The following is a 21,688-nucleotide window of genomic DNA, read 5'->3' as shown; positions in this document are numbered from 1 at the left end:
GGGCCGCACGACGGCGACCGCGGGGCTGAGGTGTTGCCGCGGAGCCCCGTGACATCCGGCGCCGCGGATTGCGGCGATAGGCTCGGGGTGTACTCAGGGGGGTGGCCATGATCGATCCGCGCGCCGAGGCGCTCCTTGTCTGGTCGGCGGACCGAGGCCACTGGCAGGACAAGACCGCCGAGGTCTACTCCTACCAATGGGATGGCCAGCACCTTCTCGTCCGGTTCGTGAGTGGAACCAGAACGTACCGCTATGGTCCGCAGAAGGTCCTTGTCCTCCAGCACCCGTCCTCGATGAGCCTCGAGGGGGCGTGGGTAGAGGCCGCCGGCCGGCGGATCCCGGACCCCCGAGCGGCCTTCCGGTTCGTCGGGCCCTCCGCAGTCTGGGTGCGGATCTTCGAGCGGCGCGGGGAGACGGAGCTGCACTGCCTGTATCCCGAGCACATGCTGCGTATCGAGGAAGGCGTCGAACGGGCAGGGCTTCCGGCGCGGGTTCTTGCCTATTGGCGGTCAATTGTCGCCGCCCTCCCGCCGGGGCACCAGGGCCCCGACCCTCTCCAGCGCGAGTTCGACCGCCTCACGAGCGTGCATCCGGACAGCGTGCTCGCCCGGTACCTCACGGGGAAGCCGCTTGAACGCGCCGACCTCGACGTCGTTCCGATCGCCCCGTTCTCCTCGAACCTCAGCCAACGGGCAGCCGTGGATAAGGCGCTGCGCTTCCCCATCTCGGTGATCGAGGGCCCGCCCGGGACCGGCAAGACGCAGACCATCCTCAACCTGATCGCCACGCTGATTGCAAGTCCCGGCGCGTCGGTCGGCGTCGTCGCGTCCAACAACGCGGCCGTCGAGAACGTTCGGGACAAGTTGGCCGGGAGAGGCATCAGTTATGTCGTCGCCGATCTGGGGCGTGCCGAGAAGCGGGAGACCTTCTTCAAGGGCCAGACGGACCGCAATCATGCCGTCAGCGAGATGCTCGCCGAATCGACGGACGACCTCGCGGACCCGGCGGAGATCCGGGCCCTCGCCGAAAGGCTCACCACGGCGCAGCGGGCAGAATGGAGCCTCGCGGCGCTCCGACAGGAGCGGGATGCCTTCGGCTTGGAACGCGAGCATTTCGGAGGGTTCGTTCGAAGTCAGGACATCGCCGAGGTCGGCCCGCTGCCCCTGTTTGGCCGGTCCTCGGAAACACTCATCGACTTCCTCGTTGAGGTGGCGCTCGAGGGCACACGGCCCAAGCGGTTCAGTTGGCTGCGGAGCATTACGCGCCGGCTCAAGTACGGGTCCTTAGGCGGTGCCTCGCTGGCGGACACCGACCTGACGCTCCGGGTCCAGGCCGCGTTCTACGACCGTCGCATCGCTGAACTGGACAGGGACATCGCTGACCACGAACGCCGGGTGGAAGACGGAGGCCTCGCTGGCATGCTCGCCGACCACCGGCTCCTGTCAGAGCGCTTCCTGCGCTCGGCCCTCCGAGCGCGCTACGGCTCGCGCGGGCGCATCCACTACCGCCCCCGCGCGATCCAGACAGACTTCCGTGCTTTCACCGCTGACTACCCGGTCATCCTGAGCACGTGCCACTCCCTCCGCCGCAGCATCGGCGAGGACAACCTGCTCGACTGCCTGATCATCGACGAGGCCTCCCAGGCCGACCTGCTGACCTCGGCGCTCGCGATGGCCTCGTGCCGCCGCCTCGTTGTCGTCGGCGACCGAAGGCAGCTGCCACCCATCGTCGGAGGGCGGCCCGGCGCAGACGAGGTGCCGCCAGCGCCGTCATACGACTACCGCACGCACAGCATCATGTCCTCGCTCCGGCAGCTCTACGGAGACGCCCTGCCAGTCACGATGCTCCGGGAGCATTACCGCTGCGATCCGGCAATCATCGGGTTCTGCAACGAGAAGTTCTACGGCGGCCAGCTCATCCCACTCGCTCCCGGCCCGCGCCGGTCGCGGCCGATGATGGTCGTGAGGACGGCCGAGGGCAACCACATGAGGCAGTTCCGCGACGGCGGCCGCGTCAACCGACGAGAAGTCGACGCCATCATCGACGAGGTGGTCTCCATGCACTGCACCGGCATCCCCCGGGCGGAGATCGGGATCACGACGCCGTACCGGCGCCAGCTCACGGAGCTGCATGGCCGCCTGCGCTCGGCTGCAGACCTCGCGGACATCGAGGCAGATACGGTTCATCGGTACCAGGGCCGCGAGAAGCGCGCCGTCATCATGAGCGCCGTCCTCGACGACACAGCGGCCGGCCGAAGCGGCGTGAGGTTCGTCGACGATGCCCGCCTCGTGAACGTGGCCGTCTCGCGCGCGAGGGAGCTCTTCATTCTCGTCACCGATCACCGGATGCTGCCGACCAGCAGGAACCTGCGCGACCTCATGGGCTACATCCAGTACCAGGACCCGGGTCAGCTCGTCGACAGCGGCATCGTGTCTGTCTTCGACCTGCTCTACAGCAGCTTCGCTGCGCGCCTCCGGCCGCTTGCGGCCCGGGTGGCAGGGCATTTCGGACAACGCTCGGAGGACATCGCCTGGACGGTGCTGCACGGCATTCTCGACGAGGAGCCGTACCGGGGCCTCAAGGCGGTGCCCCAGGTGCTCCTGCGCCACCTTGTCCCCAGCGGCGCCGGGCTGAGCGCCGATCAGGCGGGATTCGTACGACGCGGGTCCTCGCTCGACATTGTGGTCTACAACCGGCTCACCCGTGCCCCGGTCCTGGCGATCGAGGTGGACGGCTTCGCGTTCCACGACGACAATCCCGTCCAGCTGGCGAGGGACGGGCTCAAGGACGGGGTCCTGGCCGCGATCGGGCTGCCCCTGCTGCGGCTCTCGACGACCGGCAGCGGCGAGGAGGAACGGATCAGGAATGCGCTCGATGCAGCGTTTGCCGTGATGCACGACGGCGCGCGGTAGCCGGCCGCGGCGTCCGGTCGACGACGACGGCCTCGACGATGTCCTCGGCGTAGAGCTCGTGGGCCGTGGCCTGCCACAGGTGCCTGCGGCCGTAGTTGGAGGGATCGAGGATGGTGTCCCACGTGTCCTCGGTGTCGCGGCGGAGTTCAGGGGGCCACTCCCAGTGGAGCCGGTCCGCGACCCCTGCAGTCAGTGCGCGTGCGTCGATCTCGGCCAGCATCGCGTCGTAGCGGGTGCCGTACTCGTCCCTTGATTCGCCGGGGAGCAGGAACACGTTCGGCGACGCGTTCAAGACGTTGTGCCAGTCGTGGTACTCGGACAGGAGGACGCGCTCGCGCGGGATGCGGCACGTGAGCAGGACGTCCCGCCCGCAGTGTCGCATTTCGTCGAGGAGGTACTCGCGGCGCGTCTTAGCCCAGAACCAGACCGCGCCCTCCCCACGGGTGGGGAGCCGCTCGGACATCTTCCGGAGCATCCAGTCGTAGGGCCCGTGGTACCACTCGTCGACGTGGCTCCGGTCGGGCGTGAAGCGGCCCGTCTCAAGGAGCTGGCGGAGCACCTCGGGGGTTTGGCGAGTGTGGAGTAGCAGGACTGGGGCACTCAGGTCGTAGCCCATGCGTCCTGGCGGCAGGGCTTCGCCGACGTGGCAGCGACGAATCGGAAAGGCCACGTTCCTCCTTGGCAGGCTCGGGCGTGCGTCCTCCGCACACGCACGGCTCACGGTAGACGAGCGGTCTGACATTTCGTGGAAGAGCGGGCAGGAACGCAGAGAGCACGACGGCGAGTGGTCGCCGTCGTGCTCGACCTCACCGGCGGCGCCGGGGGCGCGAGCTACCCGTCCTCGTCTCCGGCGAGGAGCGCCAGGGCGAGGAGGAGCCCTCGGGCAACAGCGGCCCGCAGCCCCTCGGGGACCTGAACGGAGTCTGAGGGGCCGAAGGTGACGAGTCCCGCGCGCTCGAGGTTCCGCAGCGTCCACACGGGCCCATGGCCCAGCAGTGCAGGCTCCTGGACCTCGAGGCCCACGGGAGCCAGAGCCTGCATCAGCTGGGCCAGGGACGGCTTGACGATGAACGAGCCGTAACTGGCCTGCTTCATGGGCGCGGCGAGTGTGGCTCCGACGAAGATCGCGGCGACGGCCTCGGCCAGGTCGAGCGGCGGAAGCTCCTCGGCTATCCATTCGCCGGCCGCTTGGCCGGGCCGGACGCTGGAGGAGTTGGTCCGGATGACCTGCGCGGTGGAGAGCGCCTCCCACCACTGGGGGAGCACGGGGACGTCGGCCATCGAGAGCGCCTGCACGGGCGCTCCTTCGTCCCAGTAGTTCCCTACGCGCTTCGCGACGCCGACAGCCCGGACGCCCAGCATCTTCGCGACCTCCTTGATGTCGCCGCGGCGCACACCGCCGGACTGCGTCACCGACCTGCCGGTGCCGACCCATTCGAGCAGGTCATTGACCGCGGCGATCAGCGGCGTCTGCGCGAGGGCGTGCCGGCGTGCATCCGGGCTGACCTTCTCGGCGTCCTCTATGATCGCCCCCATCGGCCCAGCGCCGCCGGCGTCGTCGATGGCATCCTCGACGGCCTCGTGCGCCTCCTCCCAGGCGTCCGGGTCGTGTCCGGCGTCGAGGCGGAAGTGCACGTAGTCGTGGAGCGTCTCAAGCGCGGCCCCGAGCGCCTCGGGGCCCTCGGGTTCGTCGGCGTCCCAGAGCAGGTCGATGAGCGGCTCGACGTCGGCGGCGCTGTGCAGGTCCAGACGGTGGTCGCGTGCGATGTCCGCCAGCGCCTGCATCATCTTCAGCTCGTCGGACACCGTGGGGGCTGCGATTGACGGCGCGCGCTCGAGCCACGCGCCGAAGCCTCGCTGGAGCGCGCGGTCCGCGGCCCGTGCGCTGCGGGCCACGGGCCGCCCCGTGGCGGCCGGGCGCCGCGCTCTGTGGCCGCTGGCCCCGTGCGGGCGCATGAAGCTGCTTCCGGGGGCATGGGGTGAGGCCGCCGGAGTTGTCGCGGGCGCGGGGCGGTCCGAGCCGGCGTCCACGAGCACCCGCTCCGCGAGGTCGCTCACCGATGCCTTCTCGCTCGCGGCGCGCGCGGAGAGGGACGCCGCGACGAGGAGCGCGGAGCCCTCGAACAGCGCCAGGCCGCCGTGCCGGTGCAGGCTCTTGAGCGACGCGAACGCCCGCCCCTTGCGGGCGAGGGCGAGGATGTCGGTCGCCGCAGCGCGCGCTGCACGGTTCAACCGCGGCACGCGCGTGGCCGTGAGCACTGCACGCAGCTCCGGGTCCGTGTGCCAGCTGTCGAGGAGCCCGAGGCTGACGCCGATGACGTGCGAGATGGCCGGCGCATCGCCCGCCGGTTCGACCTCGACGCCTGCGAGCACGGCGGCGGCACGGTCTTGATCGCCCTCGGCCATCGACTCGGCGAACAGCCGCAGGACCGCGAGGGCCCCGGCGCGCTGTGCGCCGACGGGCGTGAACAGCATGAGGTTGTGCCGTTCGGTGGCGCGGGCGAGTGCCTCGTTGATCGTTTCGAGGTCGACGTCGGCGGCCGGATCGTCGAGGTCGATCCCCTCGGCGGCGAGCAGCGGCGCGAGGTCTTCCATCATCCGGGCCGCCATGCCGGGGGTGTGCACGACGCCCATCTGGGCCAGTCGTGCGGTGAACTCGGGGTCGTCGAACGGCGATGTCACCCCGCCAAGGCTACGCGCGGCGGGGGCCGGCCGCCCAACCGTACGACGGCGGGTGGCCGGCCCCGGTGGCCGGCCCCGGTAGGGTGTCGGGAAAGGTTTCTTCCAGGTCGAGCCCATGGGGGTACACGTGGGCTTTTGCGCGCCTCGGAGAGCAGGACGATCCGATTGTGTCGTCGTGCCTCTGGTTACGGCAGCAGGCTGTTGAGGTAGCGGTTGAGTGAGACTCCTTGCTCGAGAGCGCGGGTAGTCAGTTCACGGTGCTTTTCAGGGGTTACGCGGAGGCGGATGTTCCCACTGAACTCGCGCTCAGCGAGGGGAACCGGAACCTCTTCGCCGGATTCCACGAGGTCCTCGATGACGTCCTCGACAACATCCTCGAGCCCGGCGAGCGCACCTTCCTGGGTGCTCGCGAGCAAGGACAGCGAGGGGAATTCGGCGACCGATGCGACGTATTCGCCGTCCTCGGGCGCCCACCCGACCGTGTAGCGGTAGTGCGATACATTGTGCCGCGCTTCAGTCAGCATCGTTCTGTTCCTCCCGTTCAAGTCCCTGTAGCCGATCGATGGCTTTGATCACCTGCGAATATGGTCCCGCTATTGACCCCTATCCAGCAATGTCAGACACGAAGGAGCGGCCCTCACTCATGGGACACGTCTATCGAAGCGATCTGACATTCTTCGCGTTTCCCTGCGCATAAGGTGCGGAGCCAGGCTTCATGACCGCTGCGCCGACGTGAACGCCTCGAAGTAGCGGCCCGTCGCGACCTCGCGGGCGAGGAAATCGGAGAAGGGGAATCCAGGCTGATCGATATAGTGCGAGCCATGGGATCAACGATAGGGGCGGGCGCACGACGGCAGCCGCCCGCCGCCGTCGTGCGCCCCACCTTCCGCCGTCGCGGGCACGCCCGCTCGCGCCAGCTGGAGCGCCTACGCCGCCGTCGACGCCCCGAGCAGCCCGGAGAGCGCGGCGGCGGAGGCCTTCAGATCGGTGATGTGCGGCCCGTCCGCCGAGGTGTCTAGGACCCCGACGGGGGCGACGAGGGCGAGCGTCGCGATGACGTTCCCGCCGGCGTCGAACACCGGAGCGGCGACCGCGGCGACGCCGTCGATCACGGCCTCGCTCACCGTGAACCCGGCGCCAACAGCCTCGGCAAGCTGCCGCTCCACCTCGCCCCGCCCTGCCCCGAGCTTCGTCAGCGCCCGCTCGCGCACGGCCGGCGAGCCCCACGCGAGGAACGCGAGCCCCTGCGCGGACCGCGGGCCGAGCGGCGCCCCGATCCGCACCGTCATGTTCACGGATTTCCCGGCCGGCTCCTTGGAGGCCACGGCCACGGCACTCGAGCCTGTCCAGAGCCCCAGCACCGCGGTCTGGCCGGTGCGCTCGGCGAGCGTGGCGAGGAGCGGCTCGGCGACGTCGACGATCTTGGGCCCGGTGAGCATCGAGGCGGCGATGCCCATGATGAGGGGCCCGGGCCGGTAGTCGTTGTCGTTGATCCGCTGCAGGAAGCCCTCGGAGGCGAGGGACTGGAGGTAGCGGTGGGCGGAGGTCCGCCCGATCCCCAACTCCTCGGCGACGTCGTTGATGCGCACCTCGGTGCGGTCGGAGCCGAACATCCGCAGGATCTGCGCGCTCCGGCTCACCACCTGCAGCCCGCCGGCTGGCGCGGCGTCGTCCCTCTCCGTTGGCATAGCCCACACTCTAGCCCGTGCGCCGGCCCGCACTGGGGCGGCCGTCACCGCTGGCGCTCGACGGCGATCGTGTGCTCGGCGAGGTTGCGATCCTTGGTCTCGGGTCCCCACAACGCTCCGACGATGAGGCAGATCCCGCCGACGGCGAGCAGCACGGTGGGCGTGAGCTTGAGCGGCATGATCCCGGCGAGCGCGGCCATGTAGAACGCGTAGAACGAGGGGATGATGAGCGCCAGGGAGTAGCCGACACCGTAGCCGGTCGCCCGGATCTCCACCGGGAACCGCTCGGACATGTACGCCCCGATGGCCCCGAAGGCCGGGATGCCGAGGAGCGCGATCGTCGTCACGGCCACCGTCGCGGCCCAGAAGCCCTGGACCGCGCCGGAGGCGAAGAGCACGAACAGCGGGATCGCCAGCAGCGAGCCCACGCCGCACAGGACGAAGAACACGCGGCGGCCGATCCGCTGCGAGAGCATCCCGAACAGCGGGTACGCCACGGACACCACGGCGAACGCGATGATCATCAGCGTCGAGGTCTGCACCGCGCTGAGCCCGGTGGTCGGTGCGATGGTGGGCGGCAGGATCACGATCGAGGCGTTGGAGGAGAACCACACGCCCGTCATGAGCAGGAACGCCTGCGCGAGCGGCTTCCGATTGTGCCCGGCCACGAGTTCCTTGAAGGGGTTGACCCGCTTGGCAGTGGTGTTCTCCCAGGCCGGGCTCTCCTCGACGCCGTGGGCGTAGGCGATCGCGAAGCCGATGGAGATGACCGCGCCGACGATGAACGCGATGCGCCAGCCCCACTGCGAGTAGGCCGACGCCGGGCTGCCGGCCGGCGCGAAGGTGAGCACGAGCAGGGTGAGCGCCGAGATGACCACGTAGGAGGACGGGAAGCCGAGGGCGATCAGTCCCGCGTTGCGGCCGCGGTTGCGCTTGGCCGAGTGCTCCATCGCGAGCGGGACGGCGCCGGTGTACTCGCCGCCGAGGAACACCCCGCCGACGAACCGCAGCACGATCAGCGCCACGACGCCCGCGATGCCCACGCTCTGGTAGCCCGGCAGTGCCGCGATGAGCCCGGTCGCCACCCCAGCGCCGGCGACCGCGGTGACGGTCGCCTTCTTGCGCCCCACCTTGTCCCCGAGCCAGCCGAAGATCACCGACCCGAGCGGGCGCGCCACAAGGGTAGAGGCGAAGACGAGGCCGCCGAGGATCGCCGTCGTGGCCGGCCCGATCGAGGCGGGGGTGAAGAAGGCCATGGCCGGGGCGAGGGCGATCACCGGCAGGTAGATGTCGAACATGTCGATGAAGAAGCCGGCGCTCGCGCCGACGACGGCGCGGCGCTCGTGGCCGGATGCAGCAGTGCCCACAGTGCCAGTGTGGCGGTGCGTGGCGTGCGCGGTCACCGCTGGCCGCCCAGGGTGAGGGGCTCCTTGTTGGCCAGGTTGGCCACCCACGAGGTGAGGTGGGCGTAGTCGGCCCGCGGCGGGACGAAGATGTCGATGTTCACGCACGGGCCCGACGTCACGTCGATGTAGTGCTCCTTGCCGCGCTGGACGAGCATGAGGTCGCGCGGGCCCATGTGGTGGGCCACGCCGTCCACGTAGTAGTCGGCCTCGCCCTCGAGGATGAAGACGAGCTGGTCGAAGTCCTCGTGCGAGTGGGGGCGGAGCTCAAGGCCCTTCTCCACGGTGTTCCACACGATCATGACCTCGTCCGTGGCGTAGGCCTTGCGGGTGATGCCCGGGCGGGCGACTTCGAGCGGGATGTCGTCGAAGCTGACGACCTCCGAGTAGAGCGATTCGTTGAGGGACACCGCGATCTCCTTTGACCTTGTGTTCCGTTTTTCGGAACAGCTTGTGCGCAATGTGGAACGAGCGTAGCATCGTGATCACGGTCACTGTCAATGCCCCTAGGGCACAACCGAACGGAAGGACAGCAACGATGCTGAAGCCCGCAGACCATGAGTCCGTCACCATCGACGACCCGGAGGTCGCCGCGATCCTGGACGGCGCCGTCGACCTCCACGTCCACCCGAGCCCCTCGCCCTTCCCGCGCCGGCTGCCCATCGCCGAGGCCGCATGGCAGGCGCACGAGGCCGGGTTCCAGGCGATCCTGGTCAAGAGCCACCACCACTCGATGGTCACGGACATCCGCGCGGCGTCCGAGGCGCTCGGCGGCCTGCCGATCCCGGTGGTCTCCGGCGTGGCGCTGAACAACTACGTGGGCGGCCTCAACCCCTACGCGGCCGAGCTCGCCCTCGCCCAGGGCGGCCGGATGGTCTGGTTCCCCACCATCTCCTCGCACGCCCACATCTGCGTGCACGAGGCCGAGGGCCAGAACATGCGCTTCCCCACCAACAACCTGGGCCTGCGCCACACCACCGAGATCGGCATCCTCGACGCCGAGGGCGCGCTCAAGCCCGAGGTCCTGGACATCCTCGAGGTGATCAAGGCCCACGACGCGATCATGTCCTGCGGCCACCTCGACGCCGACCAGACGGAGCGGCTCATCGAGCAGGCCTCCTCCATGGGGATCAAGCGGATCCTCGTGAACCACCCGAACTTCGTGATCGGCGCCGAGCCCGAGCGGGTGCGCCGCTGGGTGGCCCTGGGGGCGCGGATCGAGCACTCGATCTGCCAGTACGACGACCGCACCTCGTTCTACCAGTGGGGCCTCGACACCCTGCTGGGCTTCGTCAAGGCCGCTGGCGTGGAGAACACCCTGCTCGGCTCTGATCTGGGCCAGGCGAACAACCCGCTGCCGGTGGACGCCTACGGGCGCATGGTCCGCGGCCTGCTGGACGCGGGCGTGTCCAAGGAGGACGTGCGCCGGCTCATCGCGGACAACCCCGCCGACCTGCTGGGGATCTGATGTCGCTCCCAATCTCCCTGCGCGAGCTCATGGCCGAGCGCCCCGCCCTCGGCACCTTCCTGAAGATCCCGCGGTTCGAGATCGTGGACATCCTCGCCCTCTCCGGCTTCGACTTCGTGGTCTGCGACTACGAGCACTCGCAGATGTCGGTGGGGGAGGCGTGCGACGCCGTGCGGGCCGGCCGGGCGCGCGGACTGCCGGTCCTCGTGCGGGTCCCCGCTCTGGACCGGGGCGACATCAACCGCCTGCTCGAGGCCGGCGCTGCAGGGATCCAGCTGGCCCGCGGCTCGGGGGCCGCGGCAGGGGAGCTGCGGAAGCTCGTCTCGTACCCGCCGCTGGGCACCCGGTCGGTGTCCCTGGCTCAGCCCGCGGCGGATTACGGGATGGGCGTGACCCTGACCGGGCACTTCGAGCGGTCCAACTCCACGGTGCTCGCCGTGGGGCAGTTCGAGACCGCCGACTACGCCGACGGGATCGACGCCGCGATGGCCGCCCTGGACGTGGCGTTCATTGGGCCCGTGGACCTGTCCGTGGACCTCGGGACGCCCGGGGAGCTGGATTCGGCGCCGATGCGGGCCGCCGCCGAGGCGATCGAGGCGGCCGCCGCGGCGCAGGGTGTGCCGATGGGAATCTTCGCTGGCTCGGCGGAGGCCGCGGCCGACGCCGTGGCGCGCGGCTACCGCTACATCGTCGCCGGCTCAGACCTGACCATGCTCGCGGGCGGTGCGAGGCAGTTCAGCTCGCTGCTGCAGCCGGCCGGTGGTTGAACGGAGCGAGTCCGGTGGCTGAGCGAAGTCGAACCCGCGGACGACGGCGGCCGCGCACCCGCCTCCGCGCATTCGGACGCGTTTCGGTACTAGCGCGATGCGGACATAGAGAGCACCGGGCGATCTTCAGCAGGACGTTCCGGGTGGTTGCCGCGACCTCGTTCGATACGGCTGATGTTGGCCTGCTGAACTCCGGCCTTGTCTGCGGCTGGGTCCGGACGCGCTCGCTGCTCGATGCCAGCGTGACCGTGCCCGGCTCGATCGACTCTCGCCGGTCCCGGACGCGAACCCGTTCGTGAGCATCCACGGCCTCGTCAACCGACGGACCGCCTCGGGGCACGACTTCGCGCCGGCCGAGCAAGTGGGCGACGCGGAGGCCATGCGCGCCTACACGCACGGTTCGGCCTACGCCGTGAGCTGCGAGGGCGGGCGCTCGCCGAGGGCATGCTGGCGGACTTCGTGTTGCTCAGCGAGGATATCTTCGCCGTCGACTCTGCCCGGTCGCGACCGGCGCCGCCGCCTCGCCGGGCACGCACGATCCGGATCCCGGTCCACATCTGGGAACCTTCGCGGTCAAGGTGTCACAGCGGACGCGACGGTCATAGGGAAGAGATGGTGCGGGAGGCGGTGCATCTATGAGGGGCGGGATACTCATCGTCCGCCAAGTTCAGCGACGTCGTCTGAAGGATGCCTGCCATGTCGGACTCGAGGAAGAGCTCCTGCGGTACGACGACCCCGACAAGCGGCTCCACGCAGACCATATCCACGAGCTGTGCGAGCCATCTGGCTACCTCGGCAGCGCGCTGGCGATGATCGATCAGGTCCTCGCCACCCACGCGCGGTTGGCGGACCAGAAGAACGGCACCTGAGATCTCACACGGGCCTACGTCGAGCGGCTAGCGGCGGACCGCGGCGTATCACCTCATCCTTGGAGGGACAGCGGTGACGCGATTGCGCGCAACGGGAGCATTCAAGATGTGATCCAAGAGACGAGTCAGAGCAGGTTTGGGGTTTGAAGCGGCGGATCCTCGGATAGGTCCCCGCCAGTCGGAGTTCCGGATTCGGCTCCGGATCACCGATCATGAGAACGTGACACTTGTGCAAGCGACCAACAACGAGGATACGGCTGCGTTACGGAAGTCGAGAGGTGCGTTCTTCACTCCTGACGAGATCACCAGGTTCATCGCGAGCTGGGCCATCCGTAGTGCCAACGATCGAGTTTTCGAGCCGTCTGCAGGTGATGCAGCCTTCCTGGTCGCTGCCGTGGATCGCCTCTGCGCACTCGCACCCGATCGACCCCTCCGCCCCGTTGTCGAAGGGGTGGAGATCCACGGCTCGAGTGCACGGATGGGACGTCAACGCGTTACTGCGGCCGGGGGCGACCCTCGGATCCGTCATACCGACTTTTTTCTCGTCGATCCAGAGCCGATCTACGACACCGTCATTGGAAACCCGCCCTACATTCGCTATCAGGAATTCACCGGCGAGTCCCGCGTTCGGTCCCGCGAGGCCGCACTTAGAGCTGGGGTGGCGCTAACAGGACTTGCCTCAAGCTGGGCGGCCTTCACAATACACTCTGCCTTGTTCCTGAAGGAAGGCGGCCGACTAGGGTTGGTCCTTCCAGCCGAGTTGCTGTCGGTGAACTATGCAGCTCCCGTACGCAGGTTCCTATTTGACCATTTCCGAGACGTTCAGGTCGTGCTGTTCGACGAGCAAGTCTTCCCTGGTGCCGAAGCGGACGTGGTCCTGCTGCTTGCAGATGGATACCGGCGCGGTCCGACAAGTTACGCAACCTTCCGGCAGGCCAAGAACGCTGAGGGTCTGTCCTCCCTCGGCGGAGGCCTGGCTTGGATGCCCACCGATCCGTCGGGGAAATGGACCGGCAGCCTCGTCCAGCCGAACGCAGTCGAGCCATTGAACACGTTGTTGCAGGAAGGGATCTTCACAAGCCTGCAATCTTGGGGCGAGACAACGCTCGGGATAGTCACAGGCAACAATGGTTTTTTCACTCTTTCACCACAGCGTGTGAAGGAACTCGGACTTCGCCGTAATGAGTTGTTACGTCTGTCTCCCCCTGGAAGTGCACATCTGCGTGGGCTGGTTCTCTCTCGCCGAATGCTCTCCAGACTTGGTGGCGAAGGCCGATCGACCTACCTTTTTTATCCAGGCGCCGCACTTTCAGCTGAAGCCAAGGCATACGTCGAAGACGGACATCGCACGGGAGTTGACAACGCCTACAAGTGTCGCGTCCGAAAGACCTGGTATAAGGTGCCGATCGTGCCACCTGCAGACCTGTTGTTGACCTGCATGAACGCGGACACCCCCCGGCTCACGACGAATGAAGCGAGAGCTCACCACCTTAACTCTGTCCATGGGGTTTACCTCCATGAGGGACATGGTGAAATCGGGCGCGAACTCCTGCCACTGGCCAGCCTGAACTCGATCACACTCCTCAATGCTGAGATGGTGGGAAGGGCCTATGGCGGCGGCATCCTGAAAATCGAACCGAAGGAGGCCGACCTCTGGGCTATGCCCTCACCAGTCCTGGTGCGAAGCTCTGCAAACGCACTTCGCGCTGTGAAGGGCAAGGTCGCAAGGTTGCTGCAGGCTGGCAAGCTTCTCAGAGCGGTCGAAATGGTTGATCGGGTCCTGCTAATAGACTCCAAGAAGGCTTCAGGGCAGCAGATCGAGTATGTTCGACAGGCGCGTTCAGAACTAGCCCAACGTCGCATGGGGAGGGCGGCCAGTGGCCGCTGAACCGAGCGCAAAGGATAAGGCGTGGGTCATCTTTGATCGAATCGTTGGTGACGCTGCCCCCAATGGCGTCCATAGCAACCCATGGACTAGACTTTCAGATGGATCGCTCCGCTACGAGGCTGATTACGACACTCTCGTCCTATTGCTCGGAGTGCCCCTGTATCTTGACGCTGATTCAAGAACAGGCGTACCGGCGCTCGCGATGGATGTTTGGCTCAGCTATGAGCTCCGGCGTGCAGGCTTTGACCCAGACGCAGTCTGGCCGCGACCTGTTCACCCAAGAATACTTCCAGCGCCCGCTGCGAATCTCCTTAAGGCGCTCCCATTTAGGGAGAGAACTCAACTTAATGCCCGACTAGTCAAGAGTGCCGCGGTCGCCGGCGTCACCTCGGCGAGCGCGAACATCCTGGGGAAGAACTACTTCAAGCAGGTTGACGTGATCATGACCGACTGGGCCACTGGACCAGAGCTACTCATTTCAACCAAGCGAATGGACTCGTCATACGGCAAGAACGCTGCTAACCGGGTCGAAGAATCATACGGCGATGCCAAAAACCTCAGATTACGCCACCCGCTCGCCGCTCTTGGATTCGTATTGGGGCTCCGCTCGGACATTCTCCATAAGGAACCTGACACTGCTGAATGGCTGGTCGACTTGCTTAGCAAGCTCGGACGCGAAGATGACGCTTATCACGCGACTTGCATCGTCATCATCGAGTACGACGACTCGGTGGCGGTGCCAGGGGATAGCGGTGAGGACCCGGAAGATCCGCTTGTCGCTGCCGGGCTCGAGCCCGAGCCCGAGGTAGGAGTGGACCTTGCAGGTCTTCCGGAGTCGGATATCGACCGCGCCTTGTCCCTCCTTCCGTCCGTCAGGCTACGCGAGGATGCGATGGTAGACGAGCTCAGTCCGAACCGGTTCCTCGCCTCTATGGTGACTCAGGTGCTGGACGTGACGCCTGTCAACATGCACCGCCAGGCCCGTGAGCGCAGGAGGCTCGCAATGGCAAGCGATACAGGGGTAAGACGCGCCGGTCTGCCGAGCGGAGCGAAGCATGAAGATTAGAAAATCCGACCTAGAACTAGAGACCATTGTCAGGCGAATCAATGATCACGAGCTAGATCTTCAACCTGACTTCCAACGCGGCGAAGTTTGGGATGCTAAACGCCGCCAGCGACTCGTGGACACTATTCTGAGGAGTTGGTATGTGCCGGCCGTCCATATTGTCGTGGATGCCGACGATTCAGAAGTTGTCCTAGACGGGCAGCAGCGGCTAGTTGCGATTCGGAACTTCTTCGCCGATGAAGTTAAAGTGGACGGAACGATCCAGCCACATGATGATAAAATTAGAAGTCTACACGGTCTGAAGTACTCTGAGCTCCCACCTGCGGTGCGACGGGCGGTGAATCGGTTCGAGCTTCAAATTATCAAATTGACGGAATATGAACCGCAGGAGCCGAACGAATTATTTTTCCGCCTAAACCAGGCCTATAACCTCACGCCCCCGGAGAAGCGCAACGCGCTTCATGGCGAGGCGCGCGATCAAGTGAAGCAGCTCGTAGGCGAACTGACAGACATTGGACTGCTGGAGAGTTCGAAGATCGGTTTTACCAACGGACGTCTAGCATATGACGACATCATCGCCCGAACTTGCGTTGCCTTGGATCTCGGCACGCTGCGGCAGCACATCAACAATAACGTAGTAGAGGAGTACTACCGCTCGCGTCCCTTTACCGAGGGAACGGTTAGCGCGGTTAGGGAGTCGGGGACCGTGCTTCTACGGCAGATCGCCAATTCTCCGAACCGAGTTAAATTCAACAAGGGAACGCTGCAGTCCTGGATGATCTATTGTCACTGGGGCCCACTGGCAGGGGGAAATATTCCCGCATCGCTCCTCGGGAAATTTGAATCGGATCGAATGGCAGCGCGGACCGGGGCCCACCCAGTTGATTCGGACCTGCAGAAGGCGCTCGTTCAAATTCTTAGACAGTACGATGACCGGGCCTCGTATCGGGTCACTGACGTCTCGTCGGTATTGATCCGCGACCTCGCTGTGCACCTGTACGCGGAAGCACTCTTCGGCACCAAGCCGCACCGGAAGTCGAATGAACTGTTGAGTGCCATCATTGACGATCCCGAAGCTGCTGGAGTCCTCATTGCAGGATTTCTAGACGATTCCCAGTGGGGGGACCATCTAACCCTTTCGGGCATCCAATGAGACAGGCCGAGGAAGCGGGCCTCTGGACGAAGCTCAAGAGGAAACACCGGGCAGCGGGTCGAGAGGAGATCTCGGTTGGGGGGCTGTCCATTGATCTGTCCGACCCGTGCATCGTCCTCGGCGGCAGAAACGGAACTGGGAAGTCACGTGTTCTTCGCTCCTTGGCTAACGAGCTCGGAGGGCGGGGCCTATTCATTGACCTTCACTCGCTTTGCGAACAGGCTTTGGGGATTTTGCGCTCTCGTGACGACTTTGATGAGATGATACAAGAATATGAGAGTCTCGGCCCAGATGCGGATCGCCGAAGCGACGTTGAAAGGATCGTGGGTCGGGACTATCTGCAGCTCGCGTGGTACGCGTTAGAAATTGAGCCTGGGGACCCTGCGACAGAAGAGCGGTTTCGTTGGGGTTCGGATCAGACACTCATTCCGTACTTCGAAGTAGAGTATCGAAACATTGTTTACTCGTCGAAGGGCATGGGATTAGGGGAGTTTTCGGTTCACTTCCTGTTTTGGATACTTGAACAGTACAGGGAGATGCGAGACCTTACCCTTCTTATAGACGAACCAGACGCATACCTGCCGCCTGCCGCGTCATTCGCGCTACTGGCTAGATTGCAGCGCATTTGCCTCGATCGCAACTGGCGCATGGTGTTGACCACCCACTCGGGAGAAGTTATTGACCGTGCTCAGAAGGAGTCGGCCCTGATCGTCCTCTCTACGGATGCAACAGGCGGCATCAAAGCGACGTACTCGCGAGATGACTTGACGGCTGCCGACGGGCTTCTAGGTCGGTCCGCAGTGCGTTACGAACTATTCGTCGAAGACGAATCGGCTTACTACTTAGCTCGCGCGCTAATAGCCATTCTCGGATACGGCATCGCCCAAACATTTTCACTGGTGTGGGGCGGCGGGAATGGGTACATGGTGGCGCTTCAAGGTAGCCTGCCTGCGCCAGCGAGGCCCCTTATCAAGCATGCCTATCTATTCGATGGGGACCAGCGTAGCCGAGTAGGCGATTCTCCGACGAGGCGATGGCCAGCCCTATTCCTCCCCACTGAGGCCGACCCCGACACCCTATTCAAGGAAGCAGGTCGAGACACGGAGCGGCTGGCTATCCGGCTCGGCGTAAGTGAAAGCTCACTCATTCGGGAAATCGAAAGCCACGAAGGCAAGGATGCGCATGATTGGGTTAATGATGTCGCGGCACGCTTTGGGCGGCCGGTTTTCCTTCAGGCTATTTCCGAGCTTTGGGTGGAGCAAAATCCCGAAACGGTAGAAGCGTTCCTATCCGGCTTCAAATTAGCTCTTGACTGCTAGGTTGCTTGGTTGCGGTTGTTCTTGCGGTTGTTCTTACGGTGACCGTCGCGCCGGCGGGTATAGTCTTGTCGGGCGAGCGGAGTGACATAGCCAACGAATAGTCGCAAGTTCCCCTCGCTGCCGTCGATCATTGAATTTGAAGGAACGATTCGCTGGCTTGGGAAGTCAGGACTGGAGATATCCAAGCATTCTCTCGCCCTAGCGCTCAAAATTTGGGGCGATCGTCCCCATCCGTGTTCGTCGATAGACGCCTTAACGCATAGGAATATGCTCAGTAAGGGATGCCGCCTATTTTTACTGAACCGACTGGGGATAGTCTCTTGTCCGCCGCACTTCTGTATGCCGCCTTTGCTCATTCGGCTCCTCGGGGAAGACGAGATCGGAGCGCTATTGCCTCGTCGCCGCCTGCAACTTCCAGCGCGGTACTTCCACGGGTAGAGGCAGTAGCTTAGGAACTCAGGACGATGAAGTTTCCTTGTATGCTGAGGTTCGGCTCGCTTTCCAAGAGAGCGTGGTCAGCAAGCACGGGGGTAGACACCTCAGATCACTTGGGCTGAGTTCATCCAGACGCCCAACCGTTGAGTTGACAAGGCCTCGAATGCCTGTCTCGGAGTATGGAGGCCTAGCTTGCGACGTATTGAGGTTTCAACCGCCGGAATGTGTCTTCGCTTGGCCTAACAACGGCCGGCCGCGCCGTCGCATCGAGTCCTCCCTCAAGACTAGGATGGCCAAATGACAGAGCCTCGATTTCTATCTATCTCTGACGTGGCCCAGGAGTTGGCCGTCGGGGAGCCCGCAGTCAGGTCGCTCATCAGGTCCGGTGCATTACCAGCCATCCAGATCGGTGGGCGTGGTCTGTGGCGGATCGAGCGCACCAGGCTGGAAGAGTGGATCAAGGCGCGCTATGAAGAGTCGCTCGTCGAAGCGCGAGAGATCGAAGACTCTGCGCCCTAATATCTGGCGTCCACCCGCTGGGAAGGTGAGTGGCGTGCAGCTCTAACGGATTGGCTGAGGAGGATGGAACTGTGAGCCTTAGGGACAGACTCGACTTACGCGAACTTGGAGTCCTGACTGAAACAGAGCCCAACGTGCGAGACTTGCTCAATTTCTTGGAGTCACAAGCCAGACTGACCTACTGTCTCTTTCTGCCGCTGACCGCCAACGCTGAACTAACTGTCCAGTCCAAGATTCGCGAGCGGGCCGGGTATGGCGTCTATCTTCAGCAATTGGCCAATCTTCGCGGACAGGTTTCTGGCCCTTTAGCAGATCTCTATGACGACCTGGCAAGCAAGCAGCTTGAGGCCTCGACAACTTTGCTCGGCGGACGGTCGATAATGGATTGGAGAAATTACCTAAGCCATGGAGGAATTGCGCCCTCGGCCGACGGCTTTGACATCAACATTCTGGTTCGGCACGTCGAGAATATAAACGAACTGATTTCAGCTGTTGGCGACAACGTGGAGTTGCGTCCCCCGCAGGCAGGTGGTTTTGTCGAGCTTGATTGTCAAGGCTCCGTAGTACTGAATCCCCTTCTGTGGGCAACTGATCATTCCATGGGGTTCTTCCAGGAGATTTTGACCGACGGCGAGGAAGTGACAGCGGTTTATGTGATGCTCGATCGAAAAACTCCAGAAATCGAGCAGCAGTTAACCCCATCAATGGAAGAAGCGGTGAAGCGCTTCGTATCATCGGGCCAGAGTGCAGAAGCAGGCGAAATTCGAAGGTTCAAGAAAGCTATTATCGAAGACGCGGGAGCTTTTTCGGATGGCAAATGGCCTGTTCAATTCGACGTCGATAGTACAAGGAGTCCTTTTGTAGCTCGCTGGAGGCGGCGCACAAGCGAGGGGATAGAAGAACGCGCGGACCTTTTTAGCATAAATGCTGGCGACAACTCAAGGAAGTGGCGCCGATCTGGTGAGGATGGTCCGTGGTTTAGCTATAAGGCTTTCGTCAAGGACATAGCGAATTGGAATACGCTTATACCAAGGCTCGAAGAAAGCCTGGATGAGAAGATCCGCGAGCACGAGGAATGGGACCGACAAAACTTTGGTGAGTTCTCAGTCCTTTCCAATCTTACGCTTCCAGAGCGGACCGTTCGAGAAGTCGAAGTAATAGGACGAAGTTTTTCCGCCCTATCTTCTAGAGGTTCAACTGGTATCACGCATCGTTTGGATGAGTCGGCTCAGCAATACACGGGAGTCCCGCAGGTATATTTCCTGAGCGGTGAGGCAGGCGTAGGGAAGACATACACGCTACTTACCATCGCCTCTCAGCGCTATAGTCTGCTGAGGAAGGGTGCTGAAGATGTGCCTGCATTTCTATACATGGACTGTAGCGGTCTGAGGCTATCCTCGCTCCATGCGGCCATAAACAGCGCTGTGGCAAGCACTCTTATTTTGACCGCTGATCGCGTGATGACGTTGTGCAGAACCGGACTAATGGTTGTCATTGTTGACGGCTTTGATGAATTACTAGGCGGCGCGGGATACGGTAATGCCCTGCAGGTTCTGAGGCCGACTCTGAGAAAGTTGGAGGGCAGCGGGACGCTCTTGATTTCCGCTAGATCAGCATACTTGGCTAATCAATACAGAGACAGCCTAAACGAACTGCAGTCAGTAGAAGATGTGGCGGAACATCTTATACTTCAGATGGAGCGATGGAGTGTGCCGCAAATAGGTAGCTTCTTCGAAGCCAATTCTCATTGGGCCATGTACCGGGGTCGCCTGTCCAACGAGGACCTTCAACTCCTCGGGCTGCCATTTTTTGCACGGGTGTTCGACCGATTCGTCAATGACAACTCCGGGAGGGACCCTCACCGATCTACCGACTTGGTGGGATTGCTGCTGAATGCGTATTTAGACCGAGAGCTCCGAAAGTTGCAGCAGGCCAACCTTCCTGAAGTGGAGTTTGATGACCTCCACAGCCTTCTGGTGGAGTGCGCAGGTATGATGCTTGAGTCTGGATCGCGCGAGCTCCAGCGAGAAGACTTTAATATGTGTGCGATGGTTGCTTTCAATAGAGAAAGTTTCGCCGGACGACTTCAGGCTCTTCAAGCTAGGTTGAGTGTGCTCTGTGGAATAAGCTCACGCCAAGGCGAGGATGAGCTTCTCTTCTCGTTCGATCATGAGATATATTTCGATTCTTTGATTATAGACTTTCTTATTTCGAATGTGCTTTTACCTTGGGCCTCCGCTGCAAGTGTTCGAGCGGCATTCGATCGCGAAGTATTTGCGGAAACGGTTATGCGTGGTCTTGTTTCAAGAGAGCCGGAACGTTGCTATGATGTTATCCGCGAGCTCGGCGGCCTAGGTGCTCGCCTTGGGGGAAACCTTTCTTCAAATATCGGCGCCTTATTATGCGAGTATATCGGACATGGCCGGCCGCTGGGACTGTCGAGCCTAGTAAATCTCAGTATGGTGACGTTGGATTTGTCCCACTTGAGTTTCGGTACCATCGAGTTTGTTGGCTGCGAGATCAACTGCCTGAGACTCAACGCATCGTTCGGATCGCTCGTACTCCGTGACACTAGGATTAATGCCATCCAGGTCGTGAGGGGGGCGTCCTCGCGGGGATTGGAAAACGTGAATTTCAGCTTTTCCGGTGCACTGGAGCTCGGCGAACTCACGGTACTGAGTGAGGACGGTTCTCGCGTCTCGGAAATTTTTGATCAAGAACTGCAAGTATTAGAGAGCCTTCATGCGATGGGCGTCCAAGGCGTCCTGCCGTACATAGAAGAATGGCGGAGGTCGTCACCTGGACCTTTGGAGGCTTTCTCTATTAACGTCCTGAATAAGTTTATAGGTCGGCGAACAATGGTTTTCATCGTGGAGGAGAAGTCTTTGCTGCCTGGGCGTGGGGCGCCTAAGTGGTTGTCCTCTCCGGATGACGAGAGGTGGGCGAGGTTTGTTGCTGCGCTTGAGGGATCAGGCGCAGGACAACGAAAGAGAATCAATGCGTCCGGCGTTGCCAAATCCCAAGTGTCCTTCTTGGTCAGGCCCGCTGAGTTGGCCAAGCGCGAAGACCAGACGGATCCGCGTGTGCGCGAATTTTGGAGGATCGTGTCCGCCTAGGTAGGCGTCATTGAGCGTCTTTGGTAATTGTCATGTGAGCCGTGGACTTCCCCAAGATGGGCAGGAGTTGTTGACATCCTCGGTATGACGATATTGCACGAGCCGGTCGGCATGGTTCGCTTTGTGAGCGACCTTGCCTTCGAATTCGTTCTGACCGCATTAGTTTGGCCGATAGCCGAAGACCGAGGGCATAGTGGCGCTGTCTGCGCCGGCTAGGAGAAGGACGGGGACGGCGATGCCGGCCTACCGGTTGTCGGTTGCCCGGCTTCTGTTCAGCAGGGTCATAGGCGGCGACGTGGCTCACCAGTAGGCGCAGCGTAGCCTCGGGGCGATGCACCTGAGTTTGGTCACGTGGTCGCATTCCGGCGACGGACTGGCTTCTGACCTGCGGTAACGCTGTCGC

Annotated in this window: 16 protein-coding genes; 10 read left to right on the top strand and 6 right to left on the bottom strand. The window is 63.4% G+C overall.

The features are described from left to right. The first annotated feature begins 107 nt into the window (after positions 1-107). Complete coding sequence (locus IE231_RS17620) at positions 108-2,912, top strand: AAA domain-containing protein (protein ID WP_189695309.1); 2,805 nt, start codon at positions 108-110, stop codon at positions 2,910-2,912. Here the strand turns inward: IE231_RS17620 and IE231_RS17615 are convergent. From IE231_RS17615 to IE231_RS17590, 6 genes are all read right to left on the bottom strand, one after another. Next, positions 2,860-3,582, bottom strand: coding sequence for a DUF3841 domain-containing protein (locus tag IE231_RS17615; RefSeq protein WP_189695308.1), 723 nt, complete (start codon positions 3,580-3,582; stop codon positions 2,860-2,862). The genes IE231_RS17620 and IE231_RS17615 overlap by 53 nt on opposite strands. 161 nt (positions 3,583-3,743) lie before the next feature. Further along, positions 3,744-5,594, bottom strand: a complete 1,851-nt coding sequence (locus tag IE231_RS17610) for a hypothetical protein (protein WP_189695307.1) — start codon at positions 5,592-5,594, stop codon at positions 3,744-3,746. Between the two features lie 185 nt (positions 5,595-5,779). Further along, the gene (locus IE231_RS17605; RefSeq protein WP_189695306.1) at positions 5,780-6,118 is read right to left on the bottom strand and encodes a type II toxin-antitoxin system HicB family antitoxin; all 339 of its coding nucleotides are present in this window, start codon (positions 6,116-6,118) and stop codon (positions 5,780-5,782) included. A gap of 402 nt (positions 6,119-6,520) precedes the next feature. Continuing rightward, on the bottom strand, positions 6,521-7,282 hold the full coding sequence (locus IE231_RS17600; protein ID WP_189695305.1) for an IclR family transcriptional regulator: 762 nt from the start codon (positions 7,280-7,282) through the stop codon (positions 6,521-6,523). 44 nt (positions 7,283-7,326) lie between these two features. Further along, positions 7,327-8,649, bottom strand: coding sequence for an MFS transporter (locus IE231_RS17595; RefSeq protein WP_189695304.1), 1,323 nt, complete (start codon positions 8,647-8,649; stop codon positions 7,327-7,329). 32 nt (positions 8,650-8,681) lie between these two features. Next, positions 8,682-9,095, bottom strand: coding sequence for a cupin domain-containing protein (locus IE231_RS17590; RefSeq protein ID WP_189695303.1), 414 nt, complete (start codon positions 9,093-9,095; stop codon positions 8,682-8,684). 128 nt (positions 9,096-9,223) lie between these two features. Between IE231_RS17590 and IE231_RS17585 the strand changes: the two genes are divergently transcribed. The 9 genes from IE231_RS17585 (at position 9,224) to IE231_RS17545 (ending at position 21,285) form a co-directional block, all read left to right on the top strand. Beyond that, positions 9,224-10,153: a DUF6282 family protein gene (locus IE231_RS17585; RefSeq protein ID WP_189695302.1), complete on the top strand. Its 930-nt coding sequence runs from the start codon at positions 9,224-9,226 to the stop codon at positions 10,151-10,153. After that, on the top strand, positions 10,153-10,920 hold the full coding sequence (locus IE231_RS17580) for an HpcH/HpaI aldolase family protein (RefSeq protein WP_189695301.1): 768 nt from the start codon (positions 10,153-10,155) through the stop codon (positions 10,918-10,920). Before IE231_RS17585 ends, IE231_RS17580 begins: the two co-directional genes overlap by 1 nt. Positions 10,921-11,555: 635 nt before the next feature. Next, on the top strand, positions 11,556-11,789 hold the full coding sequence (locus tag IE231_RS17575) for a hypothetical protein (RefSeq protein WP_189695300.1): 234 nt from the start codon (positions 11,556-11,558) through the stop codon (positions 11,787-11,789). Positions 11,790-12,009: 220 nt separating this feature from the next. After that, positions 12,010-13,677 (top strand): HsdM family class I SAM-dependent methyltransferase, encoded by a 1,668-nt coding sequence (locus IE231_RS17570; protein WP_189695299.1) that lies wholly within the window; start codon positions 12,010-12,012, stop codon positions 13,675-13,677. Further along, positions 13,667-14,743 (top strand): hypothetical protein, encoded by a 1,077-nt coding sequence (locus IE231_RS17565; RefSeq protein ID WP_189695298.1) that lies wholly within the window; start codon positions 13,667-13,669, stop codon positions 14,741-14,743. The genes IE231_RS17570 and IE231_RS17565 overlap by 11 nt, the downstream gene beginning before the upstream one ends. Then, positions 14,733-15,896: a DUF262 domain-containing protein gene (locus IE231_RS17560; protein WP_189695297.1), complete on the top strand. Its 1,164-nt coding sequence runs from the start codon at positions 14,733-14,735 to the stop codon at positions 15,894-15,896. The genes IE231_RS17565 and IE231_RS17560 overlap by 11 nt, the downstream gene beginning before the upstream one ends. Positions 15,897-16,057: 161 nt before the next feature. Further along, positions 16,058-17,215 (top strand): OLD family protein, encoded by a 1,158-nt coding sequence (locus IE231_RS17555; RefSeq protein WP_189695296.1) that lies wholly within the window; start codon positions 16,058-16,060, stop codon positions 17,213-17,215. Between the two features lie 732 nt (positions 17,216-17,947). After that, positions 17,948-18,169, top strand: coding sequence for a helix-turn-helix domain-containing protein (locus tag IE231_RS17550; RefSeq protein ID WP_189695295.1), 222 nt, complete (start codon positions 17,948-17,950; stop codon positions 18,167-18,169). A gap of 71 nt (positions 18,170-18,240) precedes the next feature. Next, a complete protein-coding gene (locus IE231_RS17545; RefSeq protein WP_189695294.1) occupies positions 18,241-21,285 on the top strand; it encodes an NACHT domain-containing protein in 3,045 nt (1,014 codons plus the stop codon). The last annotated feature ends 403 nt before the right edge of the window (positions 21,286-21,688 follow it).

Origin of the sequence: Sinomonas cellulolyticus, assembly GCF_014656475.1 — a bacterium.
GTDB classification, from domain to species: Bacteria; Actinomycetota; Actinomycetes; order Actinomycetales; family Micrococcaceae; genus Sinomonas; species Sinomonas cellulolyticus.
This window is presented reverse-complemented; position numbering and strand designations above follow the sequence as displayed.